Raw genomic sequence first — 14022 nt, 5'->3', positions numbered from 1 at the left:
TGCCGGCACGGCCGCGCAGGCCCCCCGCGCCAGTGCCCCGGCCGATACCACCAAAAAGGCCGTGGCCACCGCCGCGCCCATGCCGGCCGAAGATTTGACAAAGTACCGCCCCGTTTTTTCGGCCCCCAAAGTGGTGCCCGTAGCGGCTACGCCGGCTGTGAAAACTGCCGTGCCGCCCACTAACGCGGTGAATGCTCAGGTAGAGCAGCGCCTGCGTGACCAGGCCTACACCAATCAGAACGTAAAGTACGCCCAGGGCTACCGCCTGCTGGTGTACCTGGGGCTGGAGCGCGACCAGGTGATGGCCATCCGGCGTAGCATCATCGGCCGCTACCCCGACGAAACGGACTACATCACCTTCAAATCGCCGGTGTACCGCCTCTACATCGGCGACTACCTCACCAAGCTCGACGCGGCCCGCGCGATGGCCCGCCTACGTGGCCTTACCCCCAAGCTGGAGCTGGAGTCGACCCAAGTACTGCTGAACAAAAACCCGTAGAGGAGGAGCAGAACGTCAAACTCCCCTCCTTTTTAAGGAGGGGACATTTTCACGAAGTGAAAATCGGGGTAGTAAAATCGTTGAACGACACCCGAACGACGTGCTTACTTATCGTTCAACGAGTTCAACCACCCCCGTTCGAGCTAGCGCTTGAACATCCCCTCCTCATCCAAGGAGGGGAGTTTGACCGCCTCACTGCCTCACTGCCATGTCCAACACCCTTATTCCCCGAATTCAGGCCCTCGCCGCCGCCCACGCCGCCGATACGGTCGCTATTCGCCGCCACCTGCACGCCCACCCCGAGCTCTCGTTCGAGGAAGTGAACACGGCCGCGTTCGTGACGAAGGAACTGAAGAAGCTGGGCTTAAAACCGCAGCCGCTGGCCAATACCGGCGTGGTGGCCCTCATCGAAGGGCAGCCCGGCGGGCCTACCATCGCCCTGCGGGCCGATATGGACGCGCTGCCCATCACCGAAGCGAGTGACATTCCCTACAAATCGACCAACCCCGGCGTGATGCACGCCTGCGGGCACGACGTGCATACAGCCTCGCTGCTGGGCGCGGCCCGCATCCTGACGGAGCTGAAAAGCGAGTTCAAGGGCACCGTGAAGCTGATGTTTCAGCCCGGCGAGGAGCGGCTGCCCGGCGGCGCGTCGCTGATGATTAAGGAGGGCGTGCTGGAGAACCCGGCCGTGGGCCACGTGCTGGGGCAGCACGTATTTCCGCACCTGCCGGCCGGGAAAATCGGCCTGCGCCCCGGCCGCTACATGGCCAGCACCGACGAGCTATACTTGACTATCAAAGGCAAGGGCGGCCACGGCGCTATGCCCGAAATGAACCTCGACCCCGTGCTGGTGGCGGCCCACATCATTGTGGCCGCCCAGCAGATTGTGAGCCGCCGCGCCAATCCCAAGCTGCCCTCGGTGCTGAGCTTTGGCAAGGTCATCGCCAATGGGGCCACCAATGTTATTCCCAATGAGGTTTACATCGAAGGCACCTTCCGCACCCTGAATGAGGAGTGGCGCGCCGAAGCCCACCAGCACCTGCGCCGCCTCTGCGAGGGGCTGGCCGAAAGCATGGGCGCCACCTGCGAACTCGAAATCCGGGTGGGCTATCCGTATCTGGAAAATGAGCCCGCCCTTACAGCCCGCGTGCGCGCCGCCGCCGAAGCCTACCTCGGCCCCGAAAACGTGGTGGAGCTCGACCAGTGGATGGCCGCCGAGGATTTCGCCTATTTCTCGCAGGCCGCGCCCTCTTGCTTCTACCGCCTCGGCACCCGCCACGAAGACGGCCGCTTTGCCGCCTCGGTGCACACGCCTACCTTCGACATCGACGAGCAGGCCCTCACCACCGGCCCCGGCCTTATGGCCTGGCTGGCGCTGGAGGAGCTGGGCCGGTAGAGCAGTAGCGCGAACTTTTAGTTCGCGAGTGCGTGCATCCATCCATTAATACTCGCGGACTAACAGTCCACGCTACATCATGAACCGTCTGCTACTTCTGGCCCTCGTGGGTGCCGGCCTGCTGGCCCGCCCCGCCGCCGCCCAAACCCGCCGCACCGTATTCGGCCTGCAGCTGCAACCCGAGGCCCAGGCCGAAGTGGCCCTCGACGGCTCCGATTACCTGCTGATTTCGGCCCGCGGCCTGCAGAACACCGACAACAACGGCTACGCCGACCCCAACCGTTTCCTGGGCTTCGACCAGCGCCGCCTGAGCGTGGGCTACGAGCATTTTCTGAACGAGCACTGGAGCCTGGGGGCCACGCTGCCATACATCGGCTTCGGCAAGACATATGCGCTGCTGCCGGAGGTGCTGCTGCGCCACCGCAGCCCCGTGGGCCCGCTCACCTTCGGCCAGCGCCTGAGCGTGGAATACCTACTGCCGGGCCAGACGGGCGCCAAGGGCGCTACCTACGCCCGCCTGCGCGCCGACCTGGAGAAAATCTTCCCCGTAGGCAGCACCGTGGCCCTGCGCCCGCGCCTGAGCTACGAGGCCGCCACCCACCTGCGCGCCTTTTCGCCCGATGACGACCCCAACGTGGAGGAGCGCACCATCCAGTTCACTAGCCTGCGGGCCGAGGTGGGCATGCGCATCAGCCCGGCCTTCGACTTCACGCCTTGGTTTGCTTATCAGACGCAGTACAGCTTCGGCTTGGCCCAGACCGACGCGCTGGGCAACGTCACTATCCCGGCCGGGCGCGTCAATTCCGTCGCGCCGGTGCTGGGGCTTGACTTGCGCTACACCTTCCTCAACGGCAAGGATGCCGCCACCCGCCAGCAGTTGCCCACGCAGCACTAGTCGCTGGCTCCTTCGGTTGTTGCTGACGAATTGGCGGTCGCTGAGTTTTATGATTTTGGCTGATTGAAGACAATGGGTGAAGATTTATCAACTGTAATGGCTAGTATTTGATTTGGCAAAATGCTGAAATAAGACATTTTGTCGGGTAAAAAGGCTGGAAGGGCGGGTTGGTATAGAATTTAAGGAAAGCAGTTGTGTCGCACCTGGCGACTATCCTTTCAACTCCTTAATTTCTAATCAATCATGGCAACTCTGCTGTATAACAACCGCCCTTCCCTCCGTCCCAGCCGCGCCCTGAGTGCCATGCTGGCCGACATGCTCCGCGAGCCGCAAGCGCCCGCCGCCCAGAACCAACCCACGCCCGCCTTCGTGCCCGCCACCGATGTGCTCGAAACCGCCACTGGTTTTGAGCTGCACTTGGCCCTGCCCGGCCTGAAAAAAGAAGCCGTGAGCATCGAGTTTCTCGACGGCCAGTTGGTGGTATCGGGCACCCGCCCCAACCCGGCCGATGCCGTGAAGGAGGCCGCTGCTACTGCCACCGAAGCCCCGGCCGAAACGGCCGAGAACACGCCCGCCGTGGTAGCTCCCGAGGCCCCGGCCGCACCCAAATTCCGCCGCGTCGAAACCAACTACGGCCACTTCAGCCGCAGCTTCCGCCTGCCCGATACGGTGAACGTGAAGGCCATCGGCGCCGAGCTGACGGATGGCATCCTGCGCATCACGCTGCCCTTCGACACGGAAAAAGTGACCAAGCAGCACATCGAAATCCGCTAAGCGGGCGGAGTTTCTGCAAAAAAGGCACCCCAAGGGTTGCCTTTTTTGCAAGCTCGCCTGTTGTAGGCTAAAATTGCCTGCCACGCGCTGCTTTGGCCTGTTTTCTGCTAAAAGCAACCCACGGACGCTAAATTGAATCATTGCTGCGTTGTGGAGCCAGACCGGCCCGGCGCATCATGCGGCGTTCATCCGGCGGTTTCTATTTTAGACTCGTCAATCACCCATTCACTTTTTTCCATTTTCCCTTACCCATGCAAGCAAAACAAATGATGCTCGGCCTGCTCGGCTCCGCCATTTTGGGCGGCGGCGTGGCCGTGGGGGGGTACAAGCTGCTGGAGCCCGCTACCGTGGCCCCGCAGGCTGTAGCCGCCAACCCCCAGGTGCGTTACACTTCCGAGATGCGGAGCACGCCCTACACCGTGCCCGAGGGCCTGAACTTCGTAGCCGCCGCCGCCGCCGTAACCCCGGCCGTGGTGCACGTAATGACCGAGTACGCCGCCGCGCCCGTTGACCAGCGCCAGATGCAGATGGACCCCTTCCTGCGCCAGTTCTTCGGCGACCAACTCGACCAGTTTCATGGCCAGCAGCCGCAGGGTGGTGGCCAGGGCTCGGGCTCGGGCGTAATTATTGCCGCCAACGGCTACATCGTGACCAACAACCACGTTATCGACAAAGCCTCGAAGATTGAGGTGGTGCTCGACGACAAGCGCAAGTTCGACGCCGAGCTGGTGGGGGCTGACCCCAACACCGACCTAGCCGTGCTGAAAGTGAAGGCCGACAACCTGCCCTTCGTGAAATACGGCAACTCCGACGACGTGAAAGTGGGCCAGTGGGTGCTTGCCGTGGGCAACCCCTTCAACCTGAACTCGACCGTAACGGCCGGTATTATCTCGGCTAAGGGGCGTAACATTGACATCCTGCGCCGCAAGGACAACATGGGCATCGAGTCGTTCATCCAGACCGACGCCGTGGTGAACCCCGGCAACTCGGGCGGCGCCCTCGTGAACCTCAACGGCGACCTCATCGGCATCAACTCGGCCATTGCCTCGCACACGGGCAGCTACGAAGGCTACTCGTTTGCCATTCCCAGCTCGCTGGCCAGCAAAGTGGTCGACGACCTGCTGAAGTACAAAGTGGTGCAGCGCGCTCTGCTCGGCGTGCAGATTCAGGAAGTGGATGCCAAGCTGGCCTCTGAGAAGAAGCTGAACACGCTGAACGGCGTGTACGTGCAGGGTCTCACTGAAGGCTGGGCCGCAGCGCAGGCCGGTTTGAAGAAGGGCGACGTTATCACCCAAATCAACGGCGTAGCCGTGAACACCTCTTCGCAACTGCAGGAGCAGGTAGCCCGCTTCCGCCCCGGCGACAAGATTAAGGTGAGCTACCTGCGCGATGGCTCGGCCAGCACCACCGAGGCCGTGCTGCGCAACGCCACCGGCACCACCGGCGTGGTGCGCGAAGATGCCGCCGCGGCTGCCATCAAGTACGAAGGCGCGACCATTGCTGCCGTAGCACCCCGCGACCTAGCCAAGCTGGGCCTTGAGGGCGGTGCCAAAATTTCGGGCATCAAGGGCAGCAACTTTCGCGAGACGGGCATGGCCGACGGTTTCATCATCACCCGTATCGACAAGAACGTGGTGACCAAGCCTTCGGACGTGAAAAACTACCTCGACCAGGCCCGCAACAACTCGGGCGCGCTGGTAGAAGGCGTTTATCCCGACGGCCGCAAAGCCTATTACCCCATCGGGCAGGAATAGAACTGAAATAGCACTGCATGCCGACTAAAAAGCCGCTGTCGATGGGCAGCGGCTTTTTTCGTTTCGGGGCAATTGGATTCAGCTGTGCGTCCTGAATTGGGACGGTTCAGGCAGAAAAGTAAAAGTGCTATTTGTTCGCGCGAAAAAACATAAGTTTTTTGTAATATATTATTAATTGCCAGCTGGGTACATAAAATTATGTGACAGAATTAAATGTGATTTTAATCACCATTATTTGTAGATTGCCGTACACGCACTCCCAAGCCGGGACCTATTGCCCGGCTCGCTGCCTGCTGCCGTCAGCCCGGCCGGGTGGCCGCACCCGAGTATGGAAAACGTTATCAACACGCTGGTCATCCATAATTTCAAGTCCATTCGGCACGCCGTGCTGCATCCGCGGCGCGTCAATCTCATCATTGGGGAGCCGAACGTGGGCAAATCGACGGTGCTGGAGGCCATGAGCTTGCTGGGGGCGCTGCCGTTTGAGCGCAAAAAGAAGTTTATGCGCAGCTTTATCCGCTACGATGAGCCGGCCCAACTCTTTCACGACAGCAACCTGACCAATCCGGTGCGGATAGAATCGGACCACGACGTGTGCCTGCTGGCCCGGCAGCCGAAAGGGCAGGGGCGGGGCAAGGGCTTTCAATACGGCGCCTTCAGCCAAGCTACTTATCGATTGCTGCGCGACCAGTTGGGGCTGACGCTGCCCGAAGGCCGCCCGAAGAATCGGGCCGCGGACGATGCCATGCTGCTCGGCCGCCTGCAGCAGCGTTTCGACGTGCTGGCCACGCTGCCCGAGCCCGACTACCGTTACCTGGAGTTCGATGCCAAAGGCCGGGTGCGGGACTGGCCGGGGCCGTCGTCGGCCCGCAACTGGCAGCCCCGGGCGGTGAAGCCGTTCCGTTTCAAAAGCACGGGGCGCATCGACCGGCGCTACGCGGACGCCACCTTGTGCCCGCCCCACGGCAACAACCTGGTGCAGGTGCTGGAAACCAACCAAGCCCTGCGCCACGAGTTTAAGGCCCTGTTCAACGAGCAGCACCAGCAGCTGCGGGTGCGCGCCGACGTGCGCCGACTGGAGGTGATGAAGGATGTGGACGGGCTGAGCGTGGCCTACCCCTACTCGGGCGCGGGCGACACGCTGCGGCGCTACGGCTTCCACATGGCGGCGATGGATTCGAGCCGCGAGGCGGTGATTTTGCTGGAGGAACCGGAGTCGCATTCGTACCCGGGCTACATTATGCAGCTGGCCGAGCGCATGGTGGCCCACGAAACCAACCAGTTTTTCGTGACCACGCACAGCCCTTACTTCTTTGATAGCGTGCTTGAAAACATGGTGCCCTACGAGCACCTGATGCCCGAGCTGGCCGTGTTTGTAGTGTACTACAAAGACTTCCAGACCAAAATCCGGCAAATGAGCAACGAGGAAGTGCGCAATCTGCAGCGCGACAGCCTCGATGTGTTCAACAACCTGCACCACCTGGCCCACGAGGTGACCGGCCGCAAAGTGTAGGGGAGGTGTTGGGGATAAGGCATAAGGGGGGTAGACGCTGATGCGTTGCGGGGAAGAAGCCCGCACCCGGACAACAACTGCCGCAACTCCGCGGCAAACCGTAGCTTTGCCGCCGCAACATCCCATCCCCAACACCCCTATGAAGCAGGCCCTCGAAGAAGCTACTGCCGCCGACGTAACCGTTGAGCATCCCCACCACGACCCCCACGGCATTCAGGACGTGTTGCGCCAGCTCGGCGTGCAGGCCGACAACGCCGCCTACAGCACCGGCCGCACCTGGGGCGGCGCCCAGAATGCCGAGCGCCGCGTCATCAACGCGCCCGCCGACGGCCGCCGCATTGCCAGCGTGGCCTTCGCTACCACCGACGACTACGAAACGGTGGTGAAGGCGGCCGAAGAAGCCTTTAAAACCTGGCGCCTGGTGCCGGCCCCCAAGCGCGGCGAGATTGTGCGCCAGATTGGCAACAAGCTACGCGAATACAAGGAGCCACTGGGCAAACTGGTGAGCGCCGAGATGGGCAAAATCCTGCAGGAAGGCCTAGGCGAAGTGCAGGAGATGATTGACATCTGCGACTTCGCGGTGGGCCTCTCGCGCCAGCTGCACGGCCTGACCATGCACTCGGAGCGCCCCGCGCACCGCATGTACGAGCAGTACCAGCCGCTGGGCCTGGTGGGTATCATCTCGGCCTTCAACTTCCCGGTGGCCGTGTGGAGCTGGAACGCCATGCTGGCCGCCGTATGCGGCGACGTGAGCATCTGGAAACCCTCGGAGAAAACGCCCCTCACGGCCGTGGCCGTGCAGCACATCATTAAGGACGTGCTGGCCGAGAACGACATTGCCGAAGGCGTGTTCAGCGTCATCATCGGCGATGCCAGCATCGGGGCCGCCATGGCCGCCGACAAGCGCCTGCCGCTGATTTCGGCCACCGGCAGCACCCGCATGGGCAAGAAAGTAGGCGAAGTGGTGGGCGCCCGCCTAGGCCGCGCCCTGCTCGAATTGGGTGGCAATAATGCCATCATCGTAACGAAAAACGCCGACCTCGACATTGCCATTCGCGCCATCGTGTTTGGGGCGGTGGGCACGGCCGGGCAGCGCTGCACCAGCACCCGCCGCGTCATTATCGAGGAGAGCGTGTACGAGGAGGTGAAAAACCGCCTGCTGGCTACGTACCCGAAGCTGCCCATCGGCCACCCGCTGCAGGAAGGCACGCTGGTGGGCCCGCTGATTGACGCTGACGCGGTGAAGATGTTCACGGCGGCGCTGGAGCAGGTGCAGGCCGAAGGCGGCAAGCTGCTGACCGGCGGCCAGGTGCTGAGCGGCGACAAGCTGGCCGGCGGCCACTACGTGCAGCCCGCGCTGGTAGAGGCCGAAAACCACTATCACACGGTGCAGGAAGAAACCTTCGCGCCCATTCTCTACCTCATCAAGTACAGCGGCGAGGTGCAGCAGGCCATTGACCTGCAGAACGACGTGCGCCAGGGCCTGTCGTCGTCCATTTTCACGCTGAACATGCGTGAGGCCGAAGCCTTCCTGGCCGCCAGCGGCTCAGACTGCGGCATTGCCAACGTGAACATCGGTACGAGCGGGGCCGAAATCGGCGGCGCGTTCGGCGGCGAGAAAGAAACCGGCGGCGGCCGCGAGTCGGGCTCCGACGCCTGGAAGGTGTACATGCGCCGCCAGACCAATACCATCAACTACAGCACCGAATTGCCGCTGGCCCAGGGCATCAAGTTTGATATCTAGACCGTAGCGCGGGCTTCAGCCCGTTGTCGGAAACGACAAGAGGCCCCGCCGATGCATTCGGCGGGGCCTCTTTGTGTCTTGGTAGTCGGCTTTAACGGCTGTAGCGCAGGTCGCCGTGGCCTTTATACACCAAGCCGCCAGAATTATACAGCACGTAGTAAAGCCGGTACAGTTCATTGGGCTGCAGCCCCATGCTGGCATAGTTCAGTGAAAACTGCTCTCCCAGGATGAGTTCGTTGGGGCCGAGCTTGCCCATCACCGTGTATTTCCGGTCGACAATGACGGCGCGGATGGTGTAGCTTGCGGCCCCGCCGCTGGTGTTGCGTTGGGTTTGGAACGACCAGGTAGCCTGGGCGACCTGTGCCGGGTTGGCGAAGAGGTAAGTGGAATTGACTAGGGCCGGCTGCTGCGCGCCATTAAGGTTAAAGCTCAACTCGGAAAACAAGGCGCGTTCCTGCTTATTCCACTCGCCGTCCGAAGTCCAGTCGGTGGGGTCTTGTGGGCCGCTGGGGCGGGCGGTATTGTCGCGATAGGTAATGCCTTCACCTTCCCCAAAATCCATGATGGGGTTGGAGTCGGACTTGCTGCAGCCCAGCAGCGCGCTGAGTAGTAAAATGGGAAGAAAACGCTGACGCATGGAAAGGAATAAGTGGTGCGAAAGCGGCAAAGGTAAACGCCGAAGTAAGCCCGCCGCTACAGCAGCTTGCGCAGCGCCCAGAGGCTCCACAGAATCACCATCAGGCCCACGCCCACGAACATCCAGCGGGTGGGCAGGCGGCCGGTCAGGCGGGCGGCAATGGGCGCGGCCGCCACCCCGCCCACGATGAGGCCCAGCACAATCTGCCAGTGTGAGATGCCCAGAATGGTGAAAAACGTGAAGGCGCTGGCAAACGTCACGAAGAACTCCACCAGGCTCACCGTGCCGATGACGTAGCGCGGCGTGCGCCCGTTGGTGATGAGCGTGCTCGTGACCAGCGGCCCCCAGCCGCCCCCACCAAACGAGTCGAGGAAGCCGCCGGCCCCGGCGAGCCAGCCGGCATTCTTCACCTTCCGGCGCTTCTGCGACACTTTGCGGAAGGCTTTGGTGATGATGCGCAGCCCCAGAAACAGCAGGTACACGGCCAGAATGGGCTTCACATAGCCGGCGTAGGTTTCGCCGAAGTGCGCCAGCAACAGCGCGCCGCTCACCGAGCCGGCAATGCCCGGCAGCAGCAGCACCCGAAATAGGCGCTTGTTCACGTTGCCGAAGCGGTAGTGGTTGTAGCCCGACGCGCCGCTGGCAAATACCTCGGCCGTGTGAATGCTGGCACTCACCGACACCGGGCTCAGCCCCAGCGACATCAAGCTGATGGCCGACACCACGCCGTAGCCCATGCCCAGCATGCCATCGACCAGCTGGGCCAGAAAGCCCACCGCCACAAACGTGTAGAACGTGCCCGACGAGCGCGCCACGTCCCAGGCCTGCTGCCAAGTGAAGTAGTACGACAGGATATTGAGCACGATGAACCCCGCGAACGTGACCAGCGAGGCCGTGGCCACCCGCCGCCAGTAGGCGGTGGCGGGCGTTTCGTAGGCAGGGCCGTTGGCCAGTTCGGCGGTCACGGCGTTCAGCGATTTTACCTTTTCGGCAAAGTCGCCCTGCAAGCGGCTGCGGATGACGGTCATCTGGCTGAGCACCGATGTCAGCTCAGCGGGCAGCACTTCGGCCAGCACTTCGCGCAGACGCTTGCCGATGGTGGGCGACTTGCCGTTGGTGGAGATGGCAATTTTCAAGTCGCCCTTCTGCAGCACCGACGAGAGGTAGAAATCGCACAGCTCGGGCGTATCGGCCACATTGGTGAGCAGGCGGCGGGCGGCGGCGGCGGTGCCGATGTAGCGGTGTAGCTCCACGTCGTCGGTGGCCAGAAAGAGGATGTCGGCGTGGTCGAGGTCGGAATCCTGGTAGGGACGCTGATGCAGCTGCACGCGGGGGTGGCGGGCGGCCAGTTCGCGCAGCTCGGGCAGCAGGAGCGGAGCCACCACGGTCACGGCGGTTTCGGGGCTATTGCGCAGGATGGCGCCCAGCTTTTCCAGTCCCACGTTGCCGCCGCCCACCAAGAGCACGCGCATAGTGTCCAGCTTTAGAAAGATGGGAAACAGGTGGTTGGCCGCCGGGGCCGACTCCGGCGGCAGCGTCGCTACTGCCGGAGTCGCCGGGGTTGGTTTGTTTGTTGGCATAGCTCAGAACGTAGCAGTAAGATACGAAATCAGGCGTGAAAATTCAGCCCGTGGGTGGTAGCCGCTACCACACCGGTACGCACCACGAAGTCGCCGAAGCCCTCCTTGGGCTGGCGCTCGGCGGCGTAGTTGGCCAGCAGCGGCGCGAGCTCGCGCAGGATGCCGTCTTCGTCGAGCATCTCGCGGTAGAGCTTATTGAGGCGCTCGCCGGCGTGGTTGGCCCCGAGGTAGAGGTTGTAGCGGCCGGGGGCCTTGCCCACCAGCCCGATTTCGCCCAGGTAGGGGCGGGCGCAGCCGTTGGGGCAGCCCGTCATCCGAATCAGAATACCCGCCTCGGCCAAGCCGTGGGCGCGAATCACGGCGTCGAGCTTGTCGAGCAGCTGGGGCAGGTATCGCTCGGCTTCGGCAAACGACTGCGAGCAGGTGGGCAGGGCCACGCAGGCCAGCGCGTTTCGGCGCAGGGCGGTGAGCTGCTCGGCCTTCGGGGCCGCGCCGTGGGCTTCGAGAATGGCCTGGATGCGGATGCGGTGGGCGGGCTCGATGTTGGCCAGAATCAGATTCTGGTTGCCGGTGAGGCGGAATTCGCCGGTGTGGAAGGCGCTGATTTCGCGCAACGCGGTTTTGAGGCGGTAGCCGGGCCGGTCGAGCACGCGGCCACCTTCCACGAAGAGCACGAGGTGCGAGGGACCATTGGCCGGGCCAGTCCAGCCGAACGCGTCGCTGGAGCTGTGGAACTGATAGGGGCGGGTTTCGGCCAGCTCGTAGCCCAGGCGCTGGTGTAGCTCGGCCACGAAGGCAGGTAAGCCTGCTCGGTCGATGGTGTACTTGAGGCGCGAGAGCTTGCGGTTTTCGCGGTTGCCCCAGTCGCGCTGAATGGTCACGATTTTCTCGCACACGTCTACCACGTTTTCGGTGGGCACGAAGCCGATGAGGTCGGCCAAGCGCGGGTAGGTTTCGGGCAAGCCGAATGTCATGCCCAGGCCGCCGCCCACGGCCACGTTGAAGCCGAGTAGCCGGCCGTTTTCCTCGATGGCGATGAGGCCGATGTCGTTCGAGAAAATGTCGGAATCGTTGTATGGCGGCAGCGCCAGGGCGATTTTGAACTTGCGCGGCAGATAGGTTTTGCCGTAGATGGGCTCCGCGTCGTCGGTGGCTTCGGTGGTGTTCTGCAACTCGCCGTCGAGCCAGATTTCGTGGTAGGCGGTGGTGTGCGGCGTGAGGTCGGCGCTGATTTTGGCGGCCACGGCCTGCACCTCGCCGTGCACCGCCGATTCGTGCGGGTTCACGTTGCACATCACGTTACGGTTCACGTCGCCGCAGCCCGCAATGCTGTCCAGCAGCGCATCGTTGAAACCCTGGACGGTGGGGCGCAGGTCGCGCTTCAGCACGCCGTGCAGCTGGAAGGTTTGGCGGGTGGTGAGCTTGAGGGTGCCGTTGCCGTAGGCATCTGCCAGGGAATCCATACGCTGCCACTGGGCGGCGGTGGCCACGCCGCCCGGCACCCGCACCCGAATCATGAAGGAAAACAGCGGCTCCAGCTTCTGGCGCTTGCGTTCGGAATCGAGGTCGCGGTCGGTCTGCTGGTAGGAGCCGTGGAACTTGATGAGGTGGGTATCGTCGTGGTTCAACGCGCCGGTGAGGCGGTTGCGCAGGCTCTCGACGATGGTGCCGCGCAGGTAGCGGCTGGCAATTTTGACGTGCTCGACTTCGGAAAGTTTCTGTGGGATGGTGATTTCGGACATTGGCGAGGGATATAGCGTGGACTTTTAGTCCGCGCGTGGATAGGGCAACTCGCGGACTAAAAGTCCGCGCTACAATCAATGCAGCACCGTGGCGTCGAAAACGACGCTCACGTAATACAGCGCCCCGATGGTGGGGCCGGCGGCGTATTGGAAATAGCGCTTGTTGAGAATGTCCGTGCCGCCGAGCTTGATGGTGGATTTCAGGGTGGGCACGCGCAGGTTCACCTGGGCATCGAGGGTGGCATAGGCGGGAACCTGGCCGTTGGCCAGCGGGCTTTCCCAGTAGAAGGAGTCCTGCCAGCGCCAGTTCACGTTGAAGCCGAAGTTTTTCACGATTTCGCGGTTGCCAACCGACACGTTGGTGGCCCATTTTGGGGTATTGAAGCCGGTCACGAACACGTCAGCCTGGCTGTTTTTCGACAGAGCGTTGTAGTTCACGTTGCCGGCCACGGTGAACTTCTGGTAGAAGTTGTAGGTGAGGCCCAGCGTGGAGCCGTAGCTGTGGTAGTCCTGGCGCGAGTTGGTGTACACGCGGTAGCGGTCCTGGCGGGCATCGCGGTTGGCGCGCAGGGCGGCCAGGGCGGCGGCATCGGAGCCGACGGGCACTTGCGCGCCGCTGGCGTCTTTGGGCACGCTCACCTCCACCTGGCCCAGGAAGCCGGAGTAGATGTTGTAGTAGGCATCGGCGTCGATGGCCAGGCGGTTGTCGAGGAGCACGCTGCGGTAGCCTACTTCGTAGGCGTTGATTTGCTCGGGCTGCTCGGTGGGGAGGTTGGCGACTTTCAGCAGGTCGCGATTTTGGGGTAAGACTGCGGCCTGGGCGGCGGTGCTGCCGGGCGTGGCGGCCACGTAGGCATTCACGGCCGCGTTGAACTGGTCGATGCTGGTGCGGGTGTAGGAGTTTTGCAGGTAGTTCAGGCCTTCGTTCACGCGGGCCAGGCCGCCCACGCGGCGCACGTTGCCGTTGTTCACGAACGACAGCGCCTCAAACAACGAGGGGAAGCGCCAGCCATTCTGGTAGGAGGCGCGGAAGTTGTGCTTCTCAGCCAGGGTGTACACGGCGGCCAAGCGCGGGTTGATTTTGGCGGTGAACTCGGGGTTGTAGTCGACGCGCAGCGAGCCGGTCAGCTTCAGCTTGTCGCCGAGCAGCAGCTTGGTGGCCTGGCCGAAGGCGCCGTATTTCTTGTAGTACACGTAGCTGCCGCCGGCCTGATTCCGCTCCGCCAGCGGCAGGCTGAAATCGACGAAGTTGTTGCCGTCGGGGATAATCTGGTACACGCGGGCATCGGCGCCCACCAGCAAATCCACGAATTTCACGCGCGGGCCCAGGTTCCAGACGCCCTCGGTGTGGTAGGTGCGGCTGCGCTGGGTGAGGGCCGCGCCGCCGGGGATGGGCGCGCCGGCCACGTTCACGCCGCTGTCCCAGTTGTTGGTGTTCACGATTTGGGCTTTCAGGGCCTCGAAGGCGGGGGTGCCGGGCTCGGC

General features: G+C 62.9%; 11 protein-coding genes. 7 read left to right on the top strand and 4 right to left on the bottom strand.

Annotation, left to right across the window (positions count from 1 at the left end; genetic code table 11):
• The 7 genes from ACYVDE_RS04865 to amaB form a co-directional block, all read left to right on the top strand.
• Positions 1-499: hypothetical protein (locus ACYVDE_RS04865; RefSeq protein ID WP_460500344.1), on the top strand; the 499-nt coding region annotated here is incomplete at its 5' end.
• Between the two features lie 208 nt (positions 500-707).
• On the top strand, positions 708-1898 hold the full coding sequence (locus ACYVDE_RS04860; protein ID WP_460500343.1) for a M20 metallopeptidase family protein: 1191 nt from the start codon (positions 708-710) through the stop codon (positions 1896-1898).
• A gap of 79 nt (positions 1899-1977) precedes the next feature.
• Complete coding sequence (locus ACYVDE_RS04855) at positions 1978-2793, top strand: hypothetical protein (RefSeq protein ID WP_460500342.1); 816 nt, start codon at positions 1978-1980, stop codon at positions 2791-2793.
• Positions 2794-3036: 243 nt separating this feature from the next.
• Complete coding sequence (locus tag ACYVDE_RS04850; RefSeq protein WP_460500341.1) at positions 3037-3567, top strand: Hsp20/alpha crystallin family protein; 531 nt, start codon at positions 3037-3039, stop codon at positions 3565-3567.
• 251 nt (positions 3568-3818) lie between these two features.
• Positions 3819-5321, top strand: coding sequence for a S1C family serine protease (locus tag ACYVDE_RS04845; protein WP_460500340.1), 1503 nt, complete (start codon positions 3819-3821; stop codon positions 5319-5321).
• A gap of 328 nt (positions 5322-5649) precedes the next feature.
• Positions 5650-6834 carry an AAA family ATPase gene (locus ACYVDE_RS04840; protein WP_460500339.1) on the top strand — a complete coding sequence of 395 codons (1185 nt, stop codon included), beginning with the start codon at positions 5650-5652 and terminating at the stop codon, positions 6832-6834.
• A gap of 139 nt (positions 6835-6973) precedes the next feature.
• Positions 6974-8578, top strand: a complete 1605-nt coding sequence (gene amaB, locus ACYVDE_RS04835) for an aldehyde dehydrogenase family protein (RefSeq protein WP_460500338.1) — start codon at positions 6974-6976, stop codon at positions 8576-8578.
• A gap of 91 nt (positions 8579-8669) precedes the next feature.
• On the opposite strand, the gene ACYVDE_RS04830 is transcribed toward amaB, so the two are convergent.
• The 4 genes from ACYVDE_RS04830 to ACYVDE_RS04815 form a co-directional block, all read right to left on the bottom strand.
• The gene (locus ACYVDE_RS04830) at positions 8670-9215 is read right to left on the bottom strand and encodes a hypothetical protein (RefSeq protein WP_460500336.1); all 546 of its coding nucleotides are present in this window, start codon (positions 9213-9215) and stop codon (positions 8670-8672) included.
• 56 nt (positions 9216-9271) lie between these two features.
• On the bottom strand, positions 9272-10795 hold the full coding sequence (locus ACYVDE_RS04825) for a TSUP family transporter (protein ID WP_460500335.1): 1524 nt from the start codon (positions 10793-10795) through the stop codon (positions 9272-9274).
• Positions 10796-10824: 29 nt separating this feature from the next.
• Positions 10825-12537 (bottom strand): assimilatory sulfite reductase (NADPH) hemoprotein subunit, encoded by a 1713-nt coding sequence (locus ACYVDE_RS04820; protein WP_460500334.1) that lies wholly within the window; start codon positions 12535-12537, stop codon positions 10825-10827.
• Between the two features lie 75 nt (positions 12538-12612).
• The coding region (locus tag ACYVDE_RS04815; protein ID WP_460500333.1) for a TonB-dependent receptor domain-containing protein at positions 12613-14022 on the bottom strand (1410 nt) is incomplete at its 5' end.

It is taken from the genome of Hymenobacter agri (assembly GCF_054778495.1).
The sequence above is the reverse complement of the archived record's forward strand: the minus strand, read 5'-3'. Positions and strand labels throughout refer to the sequence as shown.